Below are 21,486 nucleotides of genomic sequence, written 5' to 3'. Positions count from 1 at the left end.
GGGAGAGCCGATGAGTGCATCAATGGATCTAGGCACAGCGTGGTTGAATGTTGTTCCTTCGTTTAAGGGTATCCAGAAGAGTATTCGTTCTGAATTGAATGGTGTTGATTCTGTGATTACGGCGCACTCATCTGGTTGGGGGCGGAAGATTTCGTCCACTCTTGGTAGTGCGTTTACGACGGCTGGGAAGATGGCCGGCGCGGGACTGGCCGCCGCGACCACGTTCGTCGCGTCATACACACGCGAAGCATTGAGCGCGTCAGACGCTACCGATAAATTCAAGTCCACCTTGAACTTCGCCGGCATTGATTCTAATCAGATTGAAGCATTAACCAAGTCTGCACAAAAATACGCGGATCTGACCGTCTATGACCTTTCGGATATTCAGTCGATCACTGCACAGTTGGCGTCGAATGGTGTGGCTGGTTTCGACAAGCTGGCCGAGGCGGCTGGTAATTTGAATGCGGTCGCGGGTGGTAATAAAGAGACGTTCAAATCTGTGGGTATGGTAATCACCCAGACTGCCGGTGCGGGCAAGTTGACTGCGGAGAATTGGCGGCAGTTGTCAGACGCGATTCCTGGTGCGGCAGGCCCGATTAAGAAAGCTTTGCTTGACGCTGGCGCTTATACCGGTGATTTTGCCGACGCGATGAGCAAGGGTCAAATTAGCGCAGAAGAGTTTAACGCGGCAATCAGCAGTCTCGGAATGACAGAAGCTGCGCAAGAAGCCGCTACCTCAACGGCGACGTTCGAGGGAGCTTGGGGAAATTTTGAAGCCGCCATTGTCGGCGGATTAAAAGACGTTATCGACCCGTTGAAGGGTGCTTTTACTGGCGCGTTGAGTACGGCCGCTGAAAAAGCAGAGGTTTTCTTCGGGAAGATTGCCAGCGGTGTCCAGTCGATGAAAGATGCGTTCTCTGCAGGGAATCTTGATCTAGGCTTCCTAACAGGGCTAGGTCCTATCCTTGGTGGGCTTGCAGGTATGCTAGGCCCGCTCCTTTCAGGCCTACCTATTATTGGCGGTTTGTTCACTGGGCTAACTGGCCCTGTGGGTTTGATTATCGGCGCATTTGCCCAGATGCTTGCCAATTCTGAAGCATTGCGCACCGCGCTTGGTAATGCAGGATCGGCGATCATGAACGTCTTTGCCGGTTTGGCTCCTACGTTTACGGCTCTTGCTGATGGTCTCGGCACGGTTTTGGGGAAGATCGGCGATGGCATTGCGCCGATAATCGAGCGTCTGATTCCGTTGCTTAACTATATCGCTCCAGCATTAGAAACTCTTATCCCTATCGTTGAAACAGTGTTCTCAACATTGGCAAGCGTGATCGAAGGCGCGTTGTCAATCATCAAGGGCGTCATTGATGTTTGGACAGGGCTTTTAACCGGCGACTGGCAGATGGTCTGGGATGGCCTCGGAAGTATTGTTTCTGGCGCTTGGGAAATCATTACAAGCCTTATTAGTGGCGCTATCGGTGTTATCGGTGGTGTGCTTTCTGCAGGCTGGTCCACGATCACCACTGTAGCTAGTTCTACTTGGTCTGGTATCACGTCCCTTGTTAGTTCTGCCTGGTCTGGTATTACTTCTACTGTTTCTAGCGGTGCATCTGCTGTAGGATCGTTCATTTCATCTGGATGGAATAATGCTGTTTCTTTAACGTCGTCGGCGTGGAGCAATATAACTTCGGCTGTGTCTAACGGTGTTAGCAGTGTTATGAGTTTCGTTGGTTCGCTTCCGGGCAAGATTATCGGTTTCTTCTCTAATGCAGGATCGTGGCTTGTTTCTGCTGGTAAGAGTGTTATCCGTGGTTTCGTCGATGGCTTGAAATCTGCGTTTGGTTGGGTGAAAGATACGCTATCTTCGCTTACTAGCTGGCTGCCTGATTGGAAAGGGCCTGCGCCATTGGACAGAGTCATTTTGAAACCAGCAGGAAAACTTGTTATTGGAGGCTTTGTTGATGGTCTGGAGTCGCAGTATTCCAAGGTTCGCAGGTCGCTTGGTGATTTCACTAATTCACTTGGCGCTGATGTGAATCTTAGAGGTGGATTATCTGGGCCATCTCGCATGGCCCCAGTGTCGCGCGCTGGTGTTTCGTTTCATATTGGTGCGATTAATAATCCGTTGCGTGAACCGTCGTCGACTTCTTTGTCTAAGGAGTTGGCGAAGGTGTCCGCTGGCGTTGGTTCGCTAGTGTAAAGGAGGGGCAAGCATGTTGGAGTCATCGTGGGCGCTAAACAACGTCCCATTGGATAATGAGGAGTTTGGTTGGCTGGTAGAGGAATCTACCGGTCTTCCTGCTTCTACACCGAAAAACATTACAACTCTGCAACTGCCGGCTACTGATGGTCTGCTCGTGGTTGATGATGGTTCGCCGTCGAGTGTTACAGCAGTATCGGTGTGGGTGAATAATCCGGATGTTGGTGTGAGTGTTGAGCGTTTGTTTCAGCGCGTGAGCGTTTTGCAGGCGTTGTGCGATCAGGCGGAGACGTTGGGGTTCACGCACGGTCGGTATACGAAAACGAAGTATGTTTCGCGGGTGTATTCGGTGGCGTGTTCGGTTCCGGAGATTAGCGGGCTTGGCGTGGCTGGGGTTTTGGTGAAGCTACAAATCACGCATGAGCCGGGCTGGATGCTCGACGGGGGACTGGTTTCGACTGGGCTTGTTGATGGCGTGAATCATGTGCGGGCCTTTGAAGGGTCGGGTGTCTTACGCGACGCCACCTTGTCGTTTACCGGTTCTGCGTCTGAGGTTGAGGTCACGTCGCTGGTTGATGGCTCGAGCCTGAAACTCACTGGTGTGAATTCCGGTTCCAAGGTTGATGTTGCTCGTCGTCGCGTATCTGGCGTCACTGGTTGGGATTACGGTCCGGATGGGTTTTTGAAGATTGCCGGCAAGGTCACGGTTGAGGGTGTGATGCCGGTGTTGCGGGTGAAGATAACGAACCCTTCTGGGTTTTCGGTAAGGTTAGGTGGTCATAAATGGTGGAGATGAAAGACCTGTATCGGCTGTCAGTTTATGAGCCTGACGGCGGGTTCAAAGACTACTTGTATAAACCGTTGGAATGGCAAGGCTCGCTACCTATTAACGATCTTGGTTCGTTGAAGGTGAAGTGTGCTGCTGGCTCGGATGAAGCGGCGTTGCTGGCTGATCCGTGTGAGGTCGTCTTGGAGGTGTGGAATGGTAGCCGTTATGTGGAGCCAGAAAACGCACGCTATATGCGTGTGGAGTCGATGGTCGACGTTGTCTCCGGCGACGTGTCCAGCGTTGATTACACACTGGTTTCTTACGGTCGTTTGACTGATTATGTGGTCGTTGTGCCGAAGAAGTTCGGCATGGTTGAACATTACGATGAGGATGGTAAGCGCAAGTTCTTATCGGCTAACGCGGGCCAGATTCTTGCAACTGTTTTGTCTGAGGCGCGTGGGCTTGTTGATGGGCTTGTGCCTGGTGTTGAACTGGGGTTCACGCCTACTCGTGATAGCGCGGGTCATGCTTGGACCAAGACTCACACGCTCTACTTTGAGCCGGGCGTGAGTCTACTAACGATACTGCAGAATCTCTCTGGGCAAGGGTTTGTTGATTGGTGGTTTGAGGGTCGTCGCTTGATGGTGGTGAACGCCGAATCGCGCACGAAACCAAGCAAGCAAACACTTATCCCACTTGGTGCGTCTGAAGCTCCGGTGCGTTCAACTATCGGCGGGCTGATACACACTGCGTTGCTCGTTGGTGATGAGGGGAACGTGTGGCGTGTAGACAACAGTGCGGGTACTCCGGCTCCTTGGGGTAAGACGATGAAAGTCTTAACTCAAGGCGGTGTTAAGGAGGAGCGTACGGCTCGTGAGATGATTCAGGCTGAGTTGGATGCGGGTTCGCGTGAACGGTTCGAGTACACGTGGCAGAAGCCGGTGGCCGATTTGGATTGGACTCCGTTAGTTGACGTTCGTCCGGGGGATTGGGTTTCGTATCGGACTGCGCATGGTGTCGAGCCGGTGCGGGTTTTCCAGGTCACTCTTTCTGGTACGGGACGCAACGTTAAGGTTGCGCTCACCTTGAATGATCGGTTTGAGGATGCGCAAGTCCGGCAAGTGAAACGGATCAAGGGTATCGTTAATGGTGCGCATGGTGATGCGGGTACTGGGTCTGCGCCTACTAAAGCCGATAAGGCTGAACCGGCTCAACCGGTTGGTTTGGTGGCTGAATCAGAGGGCTACTGGGAAGGCGACGAGGCGCGCAGTTTGGTGCGTGTTGGTTTCTCGCCAGTCACGTTGGACGTGCATGGTCTAGCGATCCGGATCGCGGAATATGAGGTCAATGTTGGCGGTAAAGTCGTTCACAGCAAGTCGCATACGAACGTTCTCGTCGATGGGTTCACACCAAATAAAGGTGTATCTATTAGCGTGGTGGCAGTTTCGTCTGAGGGGATACAGTCCAAGGCTCTTGTTGGTCGGGTGACAACTGTTGCTCCGGATGAGAAACTTGCACCACCAACACGCCTTACTGGTGGTGCTGATTATGGTGTTGTTGAGCTTACGTGGGACGGAAAACTCCACTATGTTGGTGGTCAACCGTATGATCCACCAGCTCATTTCGCCTATATTGAGGTGGAGGAATCGGCAGATCAGCGCACATGGAAGGTTGTGGGCACGGCTCGTGCGGGCGGGCTGATGCTGGATCGGCAATCAGTGGTGGGGCAAACGCGCTATTATCGCGCGTGGAGCGTTGATCGGTTGCGTCGTCGTTCTGATGATTCATCACCAGTCACGACAGTCAAGGTCACGTCTAAGGTTCGTGCGGAGATAGATGCGGCGCGTCAAAAGATCGCCGACGAGTTGAAGACCGCCGAGGTGGATATTAGCCGTTTAGCGGCATCGCCGGGTAACACTTTCAAAAACGGCGTTATCCAAGCACTGGCGGCGGATCGTGCTTTTGCTCGTGAGCTGGTTTCTCGAAAGATTCTGGTTGGTACGCCGAATAATCCGATACGGTCGGTTGGTATTGCTGATGGTGCGGTGACTGCGGATAAGGTGCAAGCATCCACTGGTTTGATCCAGAAGCTTATGACTGAATCTTTGATGGCAGGCAAAATAACGTCGCGCATGTTTTCTACGGATGCTGGTTTTAAGGGCCCGAATCTTGATATTAACCGGTATCGTATCCGAGCTACTGATTCGTCTAATCGTGAGACTTTCTCGATTGGCACAAACGGTGAAGCGACGTTTTCCGGCAATATTACTTCACGTGCGAAAATCGAAGGTGCAAGTATCGTCGGCTCAGTCATCAAGACATCTAATAGTTCGTCGCGCGTCCAGATGGACATGAGCGGTCTAACGTCATACATGCAGAACCGTAAGGCGATGCAGTTGGATAACGGTAGGCTCATGTTTTGGGATGGCGATAAATATATCGGACAGTTCGCGAATCAGCGTTGGAAAGCTAATCCTAGCTGGCGTGGTATCTCGATGAATTTGGATTATGAGGGCTTTTATCTTGATATGGCCTATCTGCCGTACAAAAACGCACCTAATTACATCTCAGTTTTCCGTGTTGATCCTTGGGGCTACACAAATGGTGGCGCGAAGGGAATCAATATTGATCTACCGATCGTGTGTGGTACTGATGCGACTGACGATTTTTGGCAGAGGTTGAAATTTACGCTGGCGAATTTCAACGGCTGGTCTTATCCAGCTTTAATGCAAGAGAAGGGAAAAACCGGTATAGCATTTGGCACTGGCGGCCTTTATTTCATTCAAGGGAATACGCTTTTTTCACTGGAATCAATTTTAAAGAAGATAGGAATGTATTAATGAATATCGATGCGGAAGCAATTATCAATAAATACTCGGAGCGGATTGCTGAGCTTACGCACAAGCTGATTATGACTGAGGCGATGCTGGAGAAAGCCCTGAGTGAGCTGGAAGAAAAAGGCTCTGACGGAGAAGAACCCGCCGAGACACAAAATGCTTGAGACCACCAAACGGTGGTCTTTTTTAATACCCAATTTTAAGGAGAGATGATGGCTAAAAAGAAGATGATTATTGCCGAGGATTTACGCGGGCTTTCTGAGGATGAGTTCCGCGCAGTGTGGGAGCTTGTTGTTGATGAGCGTGACCGTCGTCAGGTTTTGGCTAACGCGCCGCAACAGTTGGAGAATTTGCAGGTGCAGGTTCTGACGGCGCGTGATGGTGTGAAAACTGCACCGAAGAAAACTGAAGAAGCACCAGTGTTCGTTAAGCCTTCTACGCCGGTTGAATTGTATCCCAAGGGCTGGATCGTGAAGAACGCTCAGGGCCAGTTGGTTCGTTCGCTGGTTGAGAATAATGATTCTGACCCTGATGAGGTAGGCGCGCAGTGGGAAGTGATGGAGCTGATTGAGGAGAATCCGCTTGCACCGGTTGATGACGCGGTGGAGTGGGATGGCGAGAATCATCCGTATCTTGAAGATGATTTTGTGCAGTATCACGATCTGGTTTACCGAGTGGTTGCAGCTCACTACTCGACTCGTGATAAAACACCGGACTTGACTCCTGACTTGTACGAGCTCGCACACAAATAAGGCGGTGTGGGTAGATGAAGCAAATCGAGTTGAAACCGCCTTCTAAAACCGAAATCGCTGATGTGCCTTACGGCACGGTGACTGGCAGGATTGTGTATGCGCATCCGGATGCGGAAGATTCTGGCGCAACACCAGACACGTACACGGTCACGGATTTACGTATCCGATTTGAGCCTACCGTGTCGATGGTGCGTGCGGGAGGAAAGGTGTATATCCCTGTACCTTTTGAGGTGGCTGTCGATAGTGAAGGCTATCTACTCGGTCATGATGATGATCGGAGCCTGACGATTCTTGCCACTGTCGGTGATGGTATCGAGCCCGCCGGTTGGGGGTATACGGTGACTGTGAATTATCCAGGCTGGATTCCATTCACTATCAGCGTGCCGAAAGGACAAACCGTTGATTTAGCCTCCGTTGTGCCGATTGACCGGCAGTCCGGTGTTGTCAAGGTTGTCGAGACTGAGACGGTTACGGGCGTGAAAACTGCTTTGGCGCGCGCTACTGAGTTGATGGCGCAGATCGGTAGCCTTGAGTCTCAAGTGCGCGCATCCACTGCAAAGGTTGACGAGAGTTTACAAGCAGTCAAAGCCGAGCATGTGAAGATTCAGCAGGCAACACAGGCTGGTGTTGAGCAGGTGACTGGCGCGGTAGCACCAGCCGTGGCTAAAGCTAAGCAAGCTGTGTCTGATCTTGGCGAGTCCGAGTTGGCGAAACTGGCGGGGCACGTTGTTAAGGCTGAGGATGCGTCTTCTAGCGCGTCAGCGTCGAAAGAAGCGTCTGCTGATTCTGCACAGCAAGCGCAACAGTCTGCATCGCAAGCTCAAAAGTCTGCATCGGCTGTCGAAGCGAACGTACGCAAGGTCGAAACTATTGCGGAATCAGTCTCATGGGACGACGACGTGCTCACGGTGGCTGGCAAGCAGTCTGGGCATTTGCGCGGTCCTCAGGGTCCTGCTGGTAGAGACGGGACGATGACTTTCGAGGAATTGTCACCGGAACAGCGAGCTTCACTGAAAGGTGAGCGTGGAGAGCCTGGCCCGCAAGGTGTACGGGGCGAGCGCGGACCAGCTGGCCCGCAAGGACTTCAAGGAGCCCCTGGCCCTGCTGGTCCTGCTGGTGAACCAGGCAAGCCTGGCCCCACTGGTAAGCCGGGCGAAAATATCGTCAATCAGCGGAGCAGTTCGCCGGTGAAAATCTGGATCGGCACACAATCACAATACGAAAGCGTGTATTACAAAGATGCTTCGACGCTTTATCTGATTGAGAAGTGAGCTTATGGAGTTAAGGAAAGCGTTTTTTGGTAGCCGTGAAATAACGAAAGCTTATTTCGGTAGCAAACTGATTTTTGGCAAAACCGTACACGTTGAAGGCTCTGCCGATGGCACATATTGGGATAGCGCGACGGTAATTTACGTTAATTTCTTGAAAATAGGCGAGCGTCCTTTATGGCTCGAAGTCACTTCTATAAAAATTTATAGTCAGGAATACAACTGTACTGCTGAGCCTGGTGACTGGAACTCGATTAAGTTAACACTGGATCGTAAGCTTGGGCAGAAAGTGGCAACTGGAACGAAAATTATCGGATACAAGTAACACAACACCCCCACCACGCATGGTGGGGGTTTTTATACCCATCTTCACTTCCCTCACCACACATGGTGTGGGCTTTTTTATACCCAATTTTCAAGGAGGAATAAATGAATACAGAAGAAATCCGTGCGCTCACAGAGCCACGCCTAGTCCACGAAAACAACACCGGCGATAACACGCCAGACGACGTAGCAGAAATCGAGGAGATCACTTATGACAACGCCAACTAACACACTACGCATCGCATCTGCTGAGCTGGGTTATTCACGCTGGAATGACCCGGCCACCGGTACAAAATACGGCCGTGATTACGCTACACGACATGGAGCAGCATTCGGCGCCAGCGGCGTTCCGTACTGTGCCATGTTTGTGACGTGGGTTTTACGTGCGGCTGGCGTGGAGTATCCCGGCGGTGACTTCGCTTATTGCCCGTACGGTATTAATAACGCGATACACGCGGGCAGGTCAGTCCCAGTACGTTCAGCACAGCCCGGCGACGTGGTCTTTTTTGATTGGGACGGCGACGGCGTGGCCGATCACGTTGGTTTCGTTGAAGTCAATCGCGGCTCATGGCTCCAAACCATTGAGGGTAATACTTCTGCGGGTTCGCGCGGTTCACAGTCTAACGGTGGTGGCGTGTATCGGCGTGCACGCGGCTGGGAATCAGTTATCGCCGTGACCCGCCCATACTACGGTGGCGCGGCGGTTGCTGAAGCCCGTTCTACCGGCTACCAGACCATTCCCGATGGCTGGTGGGGTGAAAACACCACACGTGATCTCCAACGCTACTTCGGCACGCCAGTCGACGGTGTCGTTTCCTCACAGTACGCGCCGAACCAAGCGTTCTTGGCCGCCTGCACTTCCGGCTGGGAATGGCGTGGCGACGACGCGGAAGGCTCACAACTCATCTCGAAGTTCCAAGCACACATCGGCACTACACCGGATGGATTCTTCGGGCGAAACGATGTGAACACGCTGGAAGCACGCTACGGCTATCAACCGGACGGCTACCTCGGTGGGCCATCAAACACGGTCGCCGCTATGCAACGCCGCCTCAACCAAAACGGAACTATCTAAGGAGTGAAAGATGAAGACCTACAACAAGACTTGGGTTGCTGGCGCGTTTGAGCGTGCCATCAAGACTGCCGCTCAGACCATGATCGCAATGATCACCACCGGCTCGGTGCTCTGGGAAATCAACTGGGGCGCGACGCTCGGCGTCGCCGCCACAGCCACCTTGCTCTCGGTGTTAACGTCAATTGCTGATCCGATGGCTACCGATAAGGGTTCAAAGTCTGGTAAGCATGCGATGCGCGAAGGCGGTGGCAATGAATGAACTCGCCGCGAATCATCCAATGCTCTTAGGCCTCGGCCAATTCCTCGCCATTCTAGGATTCATCGGCGCGAGTGCCTGGTCTAACTACAAAAACATGAGGGAAAGCCGGAAAACGTCGCGTAAGCTCGCAGAAATGCAAGAGCAGACGAAAGAACTGAAAAACAATCACGGCTCGTCTTTACGTGATGTTGCTGACCGCATCGAATTAAAGCTCAGCGAACACGACGGCATGATGAAGCAATTCCAGCTCACACAAAACCACACAAACGACGTTGTGAAGTCTGTGAGCCACCAAGTAGGGGAAGTCCGCAGGGATCTTTCCAATCACGCTGAGCGGATCACGAATGTTGAGCGTTCAGCGGGCCGGAATCGTGAATCTATCGAGCGTGTGACTGCACGCTTTGACGCTTTGAACGATGAACTCCATTAAAAATAAGCCCCGTATTCTCCAGCGTGGAGGGGACGGGGCTTATTTTTGTTTTTAGCAGTCGAGGCAGTCGAACATTGCTTCGAACTGTGCTTCGCTGTAGGAGTATTCGTCGTTTGTTGAGGCTTCGACGGTTGAGTCCGCGATTTCGTCTTTGAGTAGATCAATGACGGTTGAGGCTTCACGGGTGGTGAGGTCTTCGATGTCGTCGATGAGGATGTGTGCGTCATAGGCGAGTTTGCGCATTGTTGCGTATCCGGTGCGGGCTGCGAGTGATTCGATGTATTTGATTTGTGCTTCGGTTGCGTATCGCATTTTGGCTCCTTTTGTTTTGGAGGCTTTGCCTCTCTTTGCCTTACACTTATAGTGTACTGCATTCAGAATGCGGACGCAAGCTGAACATCAATCACATCCATGTGATACGTATCACTTCTCGATAGGCGCGTAAGACACACGCACCTCATACCCAGACGACTCCAAAGCAACAGCCATCAAACCAACCTGCGCAGTATGCTGATTCCATCCCATGCCAGGATGAGCCTTCTCCAAAGACTGCGGCGTGGCAAAAATCGTCAAATCAACCGCATCCGGCTCGATACTTTCCTCGGCTAAATCGTCCAGCTCATTGAGTGCAGCGTCGATTTTAAACATCATCCGCGTCCAAAGCCCCTCGACATGCTCGGCGACAACGTCCGGGATTTCCCAGATACCGCGCTCCCACCGTTGAACCGCTTCACGATCCGCCTTCGGCCACGCCGCCTGCATCTCAGAAATAAATTCAGCCATCGAATATCCGAGAGCCATTCGCACCAAACGCATTTTCGCACCAGTCATAACTCCTACTTTCCATCAACCCAAGATTTATCAACAGTTTCACACGCAATTATCTGCGCTCGACGCATCGCCTGGAACTCACCATCTGGCACATCATCCGGCGCGCTCCTGCCGATTACCACCGTATCGTACGCCGCGGCATCGAGAATGAAATTCTTTATCTCGGCGCGGAACTCATCCCAGCGGGCGTTGAGCCATTCTTCAAAATAAAACGGTAGCGTTTCGTTTTCGCCTCGCATCCAGCCCGCGACCGTACGAACCCCCTTGCCAAGCTCTGCGGCTATATCCGCATATTCGATGCCCATAATACTAATGAGCGTGTGGGCTGTTTTGTGATCCATCTGCGCTCCTTGTTAGTTTGTCCCGTTGAAGATTGCGATAATATCGAAAAGATCGGTTAAATTTTCTGTGTACCCCTGTTGTAAGGCTTCGTAGAAACTGATTCCAGTTTTCCCCTTGTGCTCCTTACGGAGTTCGAGTTCCTCACGGATTGTTTCGGCGCTGTAGTAGTTTGTTTGATTGTAGAATTTTGAGGTGTGGTGCCATTCGTCTGCAACGATGATACCTAGCTTGATAAGGTACTTAACGAACTTCACCGATTCTTCGATACCGTTTTCAGTGAGCCAAGTCTTCGTGATTTTCGATAGGGTGACTAGTCCCGCTTCTTCAGCGGCGATTGCGTTGTTTGACTTTGAATATCCGTTGTAGCCTGCCATTTTGTTTTCCTTTCCTACGGGGGCTTTGCCTCTCCTTGGCTTGTAACTAAAGTCTATCGCATTTGAAATGCAGACGCAAGCCGAAAATGAAAATTAGTCGAACTAATTTTTACGGTAGGTTTTCCTTATACCTTTCCCTCCGGTACACAATTTCTGGTACTCTTTTTTTTGTGTACCGGTACACAGGACACGCCGATTTTAACCAGTTTTAACACAGGCTTGAAGATCGGGGTGCATCTTGAGTATTTATTGGTATATCAACGAAAAACAGTGGAAAAGCAATAGATATTCTTTCTCGTTTTGAAGGGTTCAAGTCCCTCCTCGCGCACAGAAAAGATCCCACATCATGACGATGTGGGATCTTTTCTATGTTGTCGGCCGGTTGTGCAATAGTGCTTGCATAGTGTCATTTATGGTGTCATAATGACACTATGCAACGAAACAAGTCACTCACCCGAACAATTTCTTTCCCAGATACGAGCTACGAGTATTTAGCGCATGAACTCCAAGCAGCTACCGCATTGGCTTCACCGGAAATCCAGGAGGCAGTACCTGCGTTGGTTCGTGCATTACGTCCAGCTGTTAAACAGATGCAATCTCAAATTCTACTTAATCTCATTGAAGAGCTACAGGATGCGGGGATAGCGCATGGGCTGTATGTGAAAACAGCTTCAGATGGGCTCGAGCTAGCCTTCGAAGAACCAGTAGCTCTACCAGATAATGACGAAAATCTTGTGCGAATCACATTACGTATCCCAGAAACTACTCGAGATGCCATCACCGCAGAGATTTCCGATTCGGCGTTATCAATGAATTCCTGGATAGTTGCGGCTACCCGTGAAAAACTCGCGCGGCGTCATGTAAGTACCAATATGTCACGTCGGATAACCGGCTGGTCGATGTAATCGCGTGTCTACATCGCTGTAGACATGTCAACCATAAGAAAATATCGCATTGAAGGAGAGCCTCATGCAAACATTTATTTCGCTACGTAGCTTTGATATCGACATTCGACTAAATCAATCGCTTACCGAACCACGCATTGAGCTGCCCGCCGATGCACCTCATGTTTATCTAGATATTGTCGGTTCTACCGTGCGAATTGATGAGCCAAAACCAGCCCGTCATTCTGGAGGGTTGCAGCCAAACTTTATTGGACATCATGATGAACCAATCATCCTCACGCTCCCAAGTGAGATCACCGGCGGAGAAATTACCTGTAGTGCCGGATCTGTCTCCTTGGCAGTTCCCGCTTCACGTCTGAAAATCAAGGTTGGCGCCGGCGATATCTTCGCCGAAAAGGTTACAGATTCTTCTATTAAGTCCGGCGCCGGAACCATCAAGATTGGTCAGCTAGACGGTTCAGAAGTGAAGAACGGAGCGGGTTCGATCGACATCGAACGGCTCACAACAGCAGGTGAATCTTCCTTAAAGTCGGGCGCAGGTGACATCGTCGTAGCAACAATTGTTGGTGCTCAGACAGCACAAAAGGTAACAATGAAAACAGGTGTCGGAAGTATCCGTGCTGGCATTGCCCAAGGCACTGCTACCTATCTAGATCTCAAATCCGGATTAGGGAAAGTTACGAGTGAACTTGCGCAAACTGAAGCTCCTAGTGGAGATGTCCACAAGGTACGCATTGAAGGGAAAGCTGGAACCGGCGCGATAGAAATCGTCCGAGCAGTTAATCAATGACGCGTGTTATAGCTCGTCAATAGCTTTCTCGAGTCGCTGGATTTTTCCAGTCATTTCACCAGTGTAACCGGGGCGGATATCGGCTTTGATAACGAGAGAGATGCGTGACCCGAACGGTTCTACTGCTTGGGTTGCCCGTTTGACGACGTCGAATACGTCGTCCCATTCGCCTTCGATTTCAGTGAACATACTGGAGGTGTGGTTGGGGAGGCCGGACTCGCGGACAATCTTAACGGCGGCGGCAACTGCGTCGTGTACTGAGCCGTCTGCGCGTCCGGTTCCTTCTGGAGAAACTGAAAAAGCGACAATCATGATTCATCCTTTGTTCGAGGTTAGCGGCTAGAGGTTAGCGGCTAGAGGTTAGTGGCTAGAGACGAGATAGTTCGATTTTATCGCCGAGTGGCCGAAGAATGCCAAGCAGTTGTTGGCGCAATGGACGTGCGGCAATGGTTAAATCGCGCTGACGCTCGATGTATTCGGCTTTGCCGGCAGCAGTTTCGATGCGGATTGGATCGAGCCCGAGCGAGGAGCAGTCATACGGTGAGGCTGCCATGTCGATGGTGCGAGCGCGCATTGCCAGGTCAAAAGCAGAGATTAACAGTTCGCCGGGAATAATCGGTCCGAGCTGGATACATGCACGCAAAATATCCATCGAGACGTGGATGCATCCGGGCTGTTCGTTCTCGAACACGGTTTCGTACGTAGGCTGAACCCTGTTCAGTGCAACAGCATCAGGCATGAAGAATTGGAACGCGTCGAAATGGGTACAGCGAATGTGGGCTTGTTCGACGAGTCGGTTGGTCTCTTCTGCGCCGAGTCGCAAGGGGAGAGCATGTCGGGTCTCGTCAGCCCGATACACCATTGCCCATTCATGCCAGCCCAGGCATCCGAAAGTTGCTTCGCGGGTGAGAAGGATTTCGTGGAGTTGGGTCAGATGTTTGATTCCGTGGGCACGGTGGTCGAGGAATTCGTTGTTGACGACGACGATCTCACCGTCGTCGGTTTGTCGCACGTCGTGCCAAGGCAGGGATGCGTGGTGACGCCACCAGGCCAACGGGTCCTCAAGACTGGCGCTAGTCGGATTCCACGGTTTTGGCTCTGCGCTTCCCGGCGAAACTGGTGGTTTGAGTAAAGCGTATGGTTCGCCGTCGTCGGCAAAACCAGGATGCCAGACTGCCAACCGTCCCGGACGCATCGGATAATACTCCCACAAGAAATCTTCTAGAGCATTTTTCTCTCCGCGTTGGCGGCGTTCAACCCGCCCACGTGAGCGTCGAGAGGCCTGAGCAAAGTGAACCCGGGCACGCGGCCACCAAATTTCTGGAGAAAGAACATACATAAGACTATTTTGGCATAGTCTTAAGATATGAAAATTGCACGTTTATCAATGTCACAAGGACCACGCTTCGCCGTCGTCGATGAAGAAACCGGAAACTACCATGTGATCGCTGGCGATCCCATGTACTCAGGAATCGAACCAACTGGAGAAATCGTTGCCGCAGATGAGGCCAATCTCGTCTCGCCGATTATTCCACGCTCAAAGGTCGTTGGCTTAGGTGGAACCTACCATCAAGAAGGACAACCAGAACCAGATATAACGAAAGCTCCGGTGACGTTCCTCAAGCCCAACACAGCCGTCGTTGGTCCGAATGTTCCGATCGCTGAGCCAAGTTTCGCCACTGACCTCCACCACGAAGCCGAGCTAGCGATTATTATTTCCCGCCTGTGTAAGGATGTTCCGGAAGAACGCGTTGCCGATGTTATTTTCGGATACACCGTCGCTAATGATGTGACCGATGTTTCTACCGCAAAAACCGACCCACAATGGGCGCGCGCGAAAGGTTTCGATACGTCCTGCCCGATTGGCCCGGTGATTGTTACCGATCTTGACACCTCTGATTTAACTATTCGCCTGACGATCAACGGCGAAGTTGTTCAGGACGGTTCGACGTCGGCAATGGCCTACACGATTCCTCAAATCGTCTCTTACGTCTCATCTTGCTTCACATTGCTACCGGGGGACATCATCCTTACCGGTGCGGTAGCCCCTGGAATTCCGGGTGGGCCGGGAGCTGAAGTTGAAGCATATGTTGAGGGCATTGGCACACTACGCAACCCGGTTGTGGCAGACTAACGCGAAACGGCGGTAAACTTTACTTATCATGACTACTTCAATTCCAGCGGATAAGATCCGCGTACGTTTTTGTCCTTCACCCACCGGCACCCCACACGTTGGAATGGTGCGTACTTGCCTATTTAACTGGGCCTATGCGCGCCATGTTGGTGGTACATTCGTTTTCCGTATCGAAGATACTGATGCGGCACGTGACTCCGAAGAGTCCTACCAACAGATTCTTGATTCCCTGAACTGGCTTGGCCTTGACTGGGATGAAGGAATTGAAGTTGGTGGCCCGCATGAGCCGTATCGTCAATCCCAGCGCATGGATATTTACGCAGATGTGGCCAAGAAGCTTCTCGAAGCTGGCTACGCCTACGAGTCATTTTCCACGCCGGAAGAAGTTGAAGCGCGGCACAAGGCTAAGGGAGAAGATCCTAAGCTTGGCTACGATGGCTTCGATCGTGATTTGACTGAAGAACAGAAGGCTGCTTACCGTGCCGAGGGCCGTCAGCCGGTATTGCGTATGCGTATGCCTGATGAAGACATCACGTTTACCGATTTGGTGCGCGGTGAGATTACCTTCAAGTCTGGTTCGGTGCCAGATTATGTGATTATGCGTGGAAACGGCCAGCCGTTGTACACGTTGACGAACCCGGTTGACGATGCACTCATGGAGATTACCCACGTGCTGCGTGGCGAGGATTTGTTATCGTCAACTCCGCGTCAGATTATTCTCTACCGTGCTCTTGTTGAACTAGGTATTGCGAAGTACACCCCGCACTTTGGCCATTTGCCTTATGTGATGGGTGAGGGTAATAAGAAGCTGTCGAAGCGTGACCCTGAGTCGAATCTTTTGCTTCATCGTGAGCGCGGCATGATTCCGGAAGGTTTGTTGAACTATCTAGGCCTGTTGGGTTGGTCGATTGCGCCAGATAATGACTTGTTCACTAAAGATGAGCTTGTTGCGGCCTTCGATATTGAGGACGTTAATCCGAATCCGGCACGTTTTGATGATAAGAAGTGTGTGGCGATTAATGCTGAGCACATTCGTCGCCTTGACCCAGCTGATTTGCGTAACCGGTTGGTTCCTTACCTGCATTCAGCTGGCGTGTTGGCTGTTGATAAGTTTGAGGATGCCGACGCTGAAACCCAGCGTTTGCTCGATGGGGCAGCGCCGCTTGTTCAGACGCGTATCCAGCTTCTCGGTGAAGCAGCTGCGTTGATGGGCTTCTTGTTCCGTTCTGCTGATGAGCTGGAATATAACGAAAAGGCAGTAGGGAAGTTGCGTGACTCGGCTCCTGAAGTGTTGGATGCGGCTATCGCTGCATTTGCTGAGTTGAGCGATGCAGAATTTACTGTTGAAGGTGTTAAGGCAGCGGTGGATGAGAAGATCGTGGCTGGTATGGAAATCAAGCCGCGCTTCGCATTCGCTCCATTGTTTGTTGCTATGACGGGAACGAATGTCTCCTTGCCGGTTGTTGATTCGATCGTTTTAATGGGCAAGGAAGAGACATTGAAGCGTCTGCGCCGGTTCCGCGCCACGTTTAACTGAGTCGCTGCTTTTATTTATGTAAAAACAAGCCAGAGAGGGACGATTGTTCGTTTCTCTCTGGCTTGTTTGGTATTTCTTGACGGCGTGAGCGTGATAACGCTCACGAGCCGGTAATTTGCGTATCTTTGTATCGGTGCGTAAACTAAATATTCGTTGCAGACCGAAAAGTCGCACGCCAAACTTTGGGGTATGGTGTAATTGGCAGCACGAGTGATTCTGGTTCATTTAGTCTAGGTTCGAGTCCTGGTACCCCAGCGAAACATCAATTTATTGATGTGTCCTTGCCCCGTTCGTCTAGCGGCCTAGGACGTCGCCCTCTCACGGCGGTAACACCGGTTCAAATCCGGTACGGGGTACCATAACTTACGTACAACTGATATTTGTCAGTGGTGCTGTGGGTTAGTAGCGTTTGATGGAAACATCAGGTAGGCCCCGTTCGTCTAGCGGCCTAGGACGTCGCCCTCTCACGGCGGTAACACCGGTTCAAATCCGGTACGGGGTACGGATAAGTCCGAGCAATATTTGCTCGGACTTTTTGCGTAAGTAGGGTAATAACGTACCGAATCCTGAGATTTTGCGCCAAAAAGAAGTTTTCAGGCTCTTCGGATTTTGGTGGGGTTAGGGGAAGATTGTGTTGAGGAGTCGCTAGTTGGGTTTGCCGGTTCTTCGCGTTTTAGCGGGGTGAAACGTTGTTACTCGGTGGGTTTACAGGCCTAGTATCAAGTGCTGGTGTAGTGATTTTAAAGTTAGTAGCTGTGTTTTCGTTGCCGTTAATGTGGCGGTGATGAGATTTTTAGTGGCCCGGAATAACTATACAAAAGTAAGCAACATACATTGTCTTTGTTAACCCGTTGTTGTTAGTGCGAGGAACACTCGATGATAGAAAATGCCTTGTGATCTTCTCACTGGTAAACAGGTTACACGAAGATATTATGCAGCAGTCTCCAGTTAGGTTTACCGGCATACAGTAATGCACGAATGCGATAGTTGTTGAAATTCGTGAACCCAAATCCGATACGTTTAATACGTTTGATGAGATTGTTTAACGCCTCGGTGATGGAATTAGAAAGATGCGTTTGATGATACGCCAAGATTTGAAGCTGCCATCGTTGTAGCGTGCGTCCTAGCTGCTGAATTTCTGGGGGCATAGCCACATCCAGGCATGTTTGTATCAATTCTGCAAGCATGGTGGTCGCAACACCAAGATCTGTTTGCTGATAAAACTCTCGTAAGCGTTCTTTTATCCGATACGCAATCGCTACTTCAGCGTGAGGATCTCCTAACACAAGCATGCTTTCTAGACGCTGGACCATTGCTGGCAGTAGTTTTTCACTACCATATGTCAGTAAACGCCGAATCTTGTATAAAGGATCTTTTTTATGCCCACGGTGTCCCAAGGTCTGATTTTGTACGCGTCTACGTACAGTATCTAACACACGATTGGCTAACGTAATCACATGGAAATGATCAGCTATTTGAGTTGCCTGAGGTAATACCACGTTATACACAGCACGGTATGTTGGGCTCATGTCTAAAGTGGCATAACGGATTCGTGCTTTCCAAGCGTTGGGCTGGTCTTTTAAATAGCGGGCTACGTCTATGTAGTTACAGCTTGGGATAATATCAATGATTTGATGATGCTCGACGTCACATACCGTAGTGACATAACTTGTGCGGTGTCCTTGTATGCGAACGAAACTTGTTTCATCAAGCCCGATTGCGTGAGTCTTGTTTAAACGCTTACGGTCTGCTTGTAGTAACACTTGACCATACATAGTTACTGCATCATTGACTGTGTGCCAAGAACAACCAAGTTCAGCTGCGACTTCGCTAATTGTTCGTCCCACGCCTACTTGCCGGGTCGCCCATTTACTTGCCCTGGTAGTCATCTGGCAACGTTGAGCAGCAATACGTTTATCTTGACTTGTCCATGAACCAACATCACATGCAACGTTTGGACAATACAAGCGGTGCTTACGCCATAACAAGCTCATAGACCGACCATAGACAGGTAAATCTATATACCGCACTCTTGGCCTTTCTTTAACGCGTGCAAGACTTTCACAACGTGGGCATGTTGGTCTCTTAAGGACTTGTTCAATTTCGATTTCCTGTTGAGAGCCATGACGGTGATACGCCAAGACGCGAATATCTTTCAAACTCACAAGCCGAGCAAGAATTACGGTAGGATCATAAGCGGTGAAGGTACGTTCAAGTTTTTGATTCACACTCTAAGCATGAACTACCTTCACCACTTCTGCATCTCCACACCCCGCTAAAACACGAAGAGCCGGTTTGCCTGCGTAGAGGAGGCATCTGGTGTGGTAGTTGGTGAAGTTGGTAAATCCGTAGCCGATTCTTTTGATGCGTTTGATGAGGTTGTTCATGGCTTCGGTGATCGAGTTCGATAGGCGGGCGTGGTGGTAGGCCAGGATCTGGTTATACCAGTTTTTGAGTGTTCGGCTAAGTTGTTGGATTTCTTGGGGCATGAAGTCTTGGCTAGTGTGGTTGATGAGTTCATCAAGCACGGTTTGAGTGGTGGTGATGTCGGGTGTAGAAATTTCGTAGGCGTGTCTTTGACACAGTAAGCGATAACGACTTCACCATAGAGGTCTCCTAGGCGTAAAAGTGATTCGATCCGATGTTTTGTTTTATCGGTGAGTTTTTCTTGTCCGTAGACAAGTTGGCGTCTTATACGGTAAAGCGGGTCGGTTTTTCGTCCGCGGTGTCCAAGTGTTTGTTGTTGAACACGCCGGCGTACACGATCAAGGGCTCGGTTAGCTAATGTGATGACCTGGAAGTGGTCAGCAACTTGGGTAGCGTGTGGTGTGATCACGTTGAAAACAGCCCGGTAGGTCGGGCTCATATCGAGTGTGGCATAGCTGATTTTTTGTTTCCAATAGGTAGGGAAGCGGTGAAGGAAACGGGCAACCTCAACATAGCTACGGCTTGGAATAATATCAATGGTCTGGTGGTTGGCTACATCGCATAGCGTGGTCACATATTGGGTAGGGCGTTTGTTCAGACGAACGAAACTTGTCTCGTCAAGACCCAATCGCACTAGTTTGAGATAAACGTTTACGATCAGCATCAAGTAAGGCCTGCCCGTAGATAGTCACGGAGTGGTTAATCGTGTGCCAATCACAGCCCAGCTCGCCAGCGACTTCACTTATTGTTCGTCCCATTCCTACTTGCCTGGTCGCCCATTTAGCTGCCCTGGTCGTTAACCGACAATGTCTACTAGCAATGCGTTTGTCCTGGCTAGTCCATGAACCCATAGCACAATCATTGCTAGGACAATACCAGCGGTGTTTACGACAGATCAGACTCATGGGACGTCCATAAACGGGCAGATCGATATAAGGAACTCGTGGCCTATCCTTGACTCGTGCCCGTACCTTGCATCGAAAACATAGCACGGTATCAAGATCTTGCTCGATCTCGATTGATTGGTGTGGTCCGTGACGATGATAAGCCACAGGCACAACATCTTTTAAAATCAGCAAACGAGCCACGATTACGTTAGGATCAGAACTGGTGAAGATAGTTTCAGGTTTTTTGCTCACGCTCTAAGCATGAACTATCTTCACCACTTTCACATCCTCACACCCCGCCAAAATCCGAAGAGCCAGTTTTCACTTGACTCGCGGGGGGGGTGCTACTCTCATCTTGGAATGCAGAGTATCATACTTAGAAGGGTGGATAATATGTCGGGAAATATTCAAAATGCGACTGATTTTCAATTGGCTCCTGGAGAACAAGCTGTATATGGAGATAAGTTTTTGACTTCCCTCTTCACTCCCTATATGCCGACTCAACTAATGTGTTCGACCACACGTTTCGTTTATAAGGCTCCCAATGCGATCTTGGGTCTTATCCCGCTTGGTGGGGATCAATCTATTATGCCAATTGCTAATATCGCTGCAGTAAATACTTCACAAAAGCTATATATCGGTCGCGCATTCGCAGGGGGATTAGCTTTTATCATTGGACTTGCTAGTCTATCGGCACCAGCTTTTGGTGCGCTACTGATGTTATTCGGGGCAGCGTTGCTTCTTACCTGCTTCCCTGCAGTACTCCAAGTTCAAAATCCTGCAGGCGGAAAAGTTGAAATTGCTGTTTCGTTTGTCGATCAAGCGAAACTCAAAAAGTTTGCCACAGAGCTTCAAAACCGAGTATTTGCGGATCAAGCTCAGGTGCGTCATGATCAAGCTCAGGACATGCGCGCTCAGCAAGCAATGCTTGCTCAACTGACATTACAACAGCAGATGATGGCTAACCAAAACGCACAAAATCTCGCACAGCAAAATCAGCAGAATCCGCCAGCGCCGCAGATGTGATCTGAAAGTTTGAAACGCCCTTAGTTAGGCAACCTTTGTAGCCGTGACTAACTGGCTCTTCGGATTTTGGCGGGGTGTGAGGATGTGAAAGTGGTGAAGATAGTTCATGCTTAGAGCGTGAGCAAAAAACCTGAAACTATCTTCACCAGTTCTGATCCTAACGTAATCGTGGCTCGTTTGCTGATTTTAAAAGATGTTGTGCCTGTGGCTTATCATCGTCACGGACCACACCAATCAATCGAGATCGAGCAAGATCTTGATACCGTGCTATGTTTTCGATGCAAGGTACGGGCACGAGTCAAGGATAGGCCACGAGTTCCTT

24 protein-coding genes, 3 tRNA genes and 1 pseudogene are annotated in these 21,486 nt (G+C 50.5%); 19 read left to right on the top strand and 9 right to left on the bottom strand.

From position 1 onward, the window contains the following. Positions 1 to 10: 10 nt before the first annotated feature. The 11 genes from HC352_RS05475 to HC352_RS05430 all read left to right on the top strand — a co-directional run bounded on the left by HC352_RS05475 (position 11) and on the right by HC352_RS05430 (position 9,911). Positions 11 to 2,197, top strand: coding sequence for a phage tail protein (locus HC352_RS05475; protein WP_168917938.1), 2,187 nt, complete (start codon positions 11 to 13; stop codon positions 2,195 to 2,197). A gap of 13 nt (positions 2,198 to 2,210) precedes the next feature. Next, on the top strand, positions 2,211 to 2,993 hold the full coding sequence (locus HC352_RS05470) for a hypothetical protein (RefSeq protein WP_168917937.1): 783 nt from the start codon (positions 2,211 to 2,213) through the stop codon (positions 2,991 to 2,993). Beyond that, a complete protein-coding gene (locus HC352_RS05465) occupies positions 2,981 to 5,806 on the top strand; it encodes a hypothetical protein (protein ID WP_168917936.1) in 2,826 nt (941 codons plus the stop codon). Before HC352_RS05470 ends, HC352_RS05465 begins: the two co-directional genes overlap by 13 nt. Continuing rightward, positions 5,806 to 5,967: a hypothetical protein gene (locus tag HC352_RS05460; RefSeq protein ID WP_168917935.1), complete on the top strand. Its 162-nt coding sequence runs from the start codon at positions 5,806 to 5,808 to the stop codon at positions 5,965 to 5,967. Before HC352_RS05465 ends, HC352_RS05460 begins: the two co-directional genes overlap by 1 nt. Before the next feature lie 45 nt (positions 5,968 to 6,012). Beyond that, positions 6,013 to 6,555, top strand: coding sequence for a hypothetical protein (locus tag HC352_RS05455; RefSeq protein WP_168917934.1), 543 nt, complete (start codon positions 6,013 to 6,015; stop codon positions 6,553 to 6,555). A 14-nt stretch (positions 6,556 to 6,569) separates the two neighbouring features. Continuing rightward, a complete protein-coding gene (locus HC352_RS08995) occupies positions 6,570 to 7,826 on the top strand; it encodes a collagen-like protein (protein WP_211080630.1) in 1,257 nt (418 codons plus the stop codon). A gap of 4 nt (positions 7,827 to 7,830) precedes the next feature. Continuing rightward, positions 7,831 to 8,148: a hypothetical protein gene (locus tag HC352_RS05445; RefSeq protein WP_168917933.1), complete on the top strand. Its 318-nt coding sequence runs from the start codon at positions 7,831 to 7,833 to the stop codon at positions 8,146 to 8,148. 104 nt (positions 8,149 to 8,252) lie between these two features. Next, the gene (locus HC352_RS09140) at positions 8,253 to 8,375 is read left to right on the top strand and encodes a hypothetical protein (RefSeq protein ID WP_256367949.1); all 123 of its coding nucleotides are present in this window, start codon (positions 8,253 to 8,255) and stop codon (positions 8,373 to 8,375) included. Continuing rightward, on the top strand, positions 8,359 to 9,222 hold the full coding sequence (locus HC352_RS05440) for a CHAP domain-containing protein (protein ID WP_168917932.1): 864 nt from the start codon (positions 8,359 to 8,361) through the stop codon (positions 9,220 to 9,222). Before HC352_RS09140 ends, HC352_RS05440 begins: the two co-directional genes overlap by 17 nt. A 10-nt stretch (positions 9,223 to 9,232) precedes the next feature. Next, positions 9,233 to 9,481: a holin gene (locus HC352_RS05435; protein WP_168917931.1), complete on the top strand. Its 249-nt coding sequence runs from the start codon at positions 9,233 to 9,235 to the stop codon at positions 9,479 to 9,481. Beyond that, positions 9,474 to 9,911: a hypothetical protein gene (locus tag HC352_RS05430; protein WP_168917930.1), complete on the top strand. Its 438-nt coding sequence runs from the start codon at positions 9,474 to 9,476 to the stop codon at positions 9,909 to 9,911. Before HC352_RS05435 ends, HC352_RS05430 begins: the two co-directional genes overlap by 8 nt. A 51-nt stretch (positions 9,912 to 9,962) precedes the next feature. On the opposite strand, the gene HC352_RS05425 is transcribed toward HC352_RS05430, so the two are convergent. The 4 genes from HC352_RS05425 to HC352_RS05410 form a co-directional block, all read right to left on the bottom strand. Then, positions 9,963 to 10,223, bottom strand: coding sequence for a hypothetical protein (locus HC352_RS05425; protein WP_168917929.1), 261 nt, complete (start codon positions 10,221 to 10,223; stop codon positions 9,963 to 9,965). Positions 10,224 to 10,334: 111 nt separating this feature from the next. Further along, complete coding sequence (locus HC352_RS05420) at positions 10,335 to 10,742, bottom strand: hypothetical protein (protein ID WP_168917928.1); 408 nt, start codon at positions 10,740 to 10,742, stop codon at positions 10,335 to 10,337. Between the two features lie 5 nt (positions 10,743 to 10,747). Continuing rightward, entirely contained in the window at positions 10,748 to 11,083 is a 336-nt protein-coding gene (locus HC352_RS05415) for a hypothetical protein (protein ID WP_168917927.1), read from the bottom strand. Positions 11,084 to 11,095: 12 nt separating this feature from the next. Further along, positions 11,096 to 11,458 carry a hypothetical protein gene (locus tag HC352_RS05410; protein ID WP_168917926.1) on the bottom strand — a complete coding sequence of 121 codons (363 nt, stop codon included), beginning with the start codon at positions 11,456 to 11,458 and terminating at the stop codon, positions 11,096 to 11,098. A 431-nt stretch (positions 11,459 to 11,889) separates the two neighbouring features. Here HC352_RS05410 and HC352_RS05405 point away from each other — a divergent pair, with 431 nt between their 5' ends. After that, positions 11,890 to 12,363, top strand: a complete 474-nt coding sequence (locus HC352_RS05405) for a hypothetical protein (RefSeq protein WP_168917925.1) — start codon at positions 11,890 to 11,892, stop codon at positions 12,361 to 12,363. Positions 12,364 to 12,427: 64 nt separating this feature from the next. Continuing rightward, positions 12,428 to 13,153, top strand: a complete 726-nt coding sequence (locus HC352_RS05400) for a DUF4097 family beta strand repeat-containing protein (protein ID WP_168917924.1) — start codon at positions 12,428 to 12,430, stop codon at positions 13,151 to 13,153. Positions 13,154 to 13,159: 6 nt separating this feature from the next. Here HC352_RS05400 and HC352_RS05395 read toward each other — a convergent pair whose 3' ends face one another. Both HC352_RS05395 and HC352_RS05390 read right to left on the bottom strand, forming a co-directional pair. Continuing rightward, a complete protein-coding gene (locus tag HC352_RS05395; RefSeq protein WP_168917923.1) occupies positions 13,160 to 13,465 on the bottom strand; it encodes a thiamine-binding protein in 306 nt (101 codons plus the stop codon). A gap of 55 nt (positions 13,466 to 13,520) precedes the next feature. Beyond that, positions 13,521 to 14,492 (bottom strand): 3-methyladenine DNA glycosylase, encoded by a 972-nt coding sequence (locus HC352_RS05390; RefSeq protein ID WP_168917922.1) that lies wholly within the window; start codon positions 14,490 to 14,492, stop codon positions 13,521 to 13,523. Positions 14,493 to 14,519: 27 nt separating this feature from the next. Between HC352_RS05390 and HC352_RS05385 the strand changes: the two genes are divergently transcribed. From HC352_RS05385 to HC352_RS05365, 5 genes are all read left to right on the top strand, one after another. Beyond that, positions 14,520 to 15,287 carry a fumarylacetoacetate hydrolase family protein gene (locus HC352_RS05385; protein ID WP_168917921.1) on the top strand — a complete coding sequence of 256 codons (768 nt, stop codon included), beginning with the start codon at positions 14,520 to 14,522 and terminating at the stop codon, positions 15,285 to 15,287. A 28-nt stretch (positions 15,288 to 15,315) separates the two neighbouring features. Further along, positions 15,316 to 16,824 (top strand): glutamate--tRNA ligase, encoded by a 1,509-nt coding sequence (gltX, locus tag HC352_RS05380; protein WP_168917920.1) that lies wholly within the window; start codon positions 15,316 to 15,318, stop codon positions 16,822 to 16,824. 183 nt (positions 16,825 to 17,007) lie between these two features. Beyond that, positions 17,008 to 17,079 (top strand) — tRNA-Gln (locus tag HC352_RS05375). Between the two features lie 28 nt (positions 17,080 to 17,107). After that, positions 17,108 to 17,183, top strand: a tRNA-Glu gene (locus HC352_RS05370). 70 nt (positions 17,184 to 17,253) lie between these two features. Next, positions 17,254 to 17,326, top strand: a tRNA-Glu gene (locus HC352_RS05365). Positions 17,327 to 17,741: 415 nt separating this feature from the next. Here HC352_RS05365 and HC352_RS05360 read toward each other — a convergent pair. From HC352_RS05360 to HC352_RS09235, 3 genes and pseudogenes are all read right to left on the bottom strand, one after another. Beyond that, complete coding sequence (locus HC352_RS05360) at positions 17,742 to 19,052, bottom strand: ISL3 family transposase (RefSeq protein WP_168917919.1); 1,311 nt, start codon at positions 19,050 to 19,052, stop codon at positions 17,742 to 17,744. Positions 19,053 to 19,055: 3 nt separating this feature from the next. Beyond that, positions 19,056 to 19,915: pseudogene (locus HC352_RS05355) on the bottom strand (ISL3 family transposase). Further along, a complete protein-coding gene (locus tag HC352_RS09235) occupies positions 19,869 to 20,102 on the bottom strand; it encodes a helix-turn-helix domain-containing protein (RefSeq protein ID WP_168917917.1) in 234 nt (77 codons plus the stop codon). The pseudogene HC352_RS05355 and the gene HC352_RS09235 overlap by 47 nt, the downstream one beginning before the upstream one ends. A 429-nt stretch (positions 20,103 to 20,531) precedes the next feature. Here HC352_RS09235 and HC352_RS05345 point away from each other — a divergent pair, with 429 nt between their 5' ends. Next, a complete protein-coding gene (locus HC352_RS05345) occupies positions 20,532 to 21,164 on the top strand; it encodes a hypothetical protein (protein ID WP_168917918.1) in 633 nt (210 codons plus the stop codon). Positions 21,165 to 21,486: the final 322 nt, after the last annotated feature.

The organism is Arcanobacterium buesumense (assembly GCF_012563545.1).
Taxonomy (GTDB): Bacteria; Actinomycetota; Actinomycetes; order Actinomycetales; family Actinomycetaceae; genus Arcanobacterium; species Arcanobacterium buesumense.
Note: the sequence above shows the minus strand (reverse complement) of the source record. Positions and strands in the feature narration are given on the sequence as shown.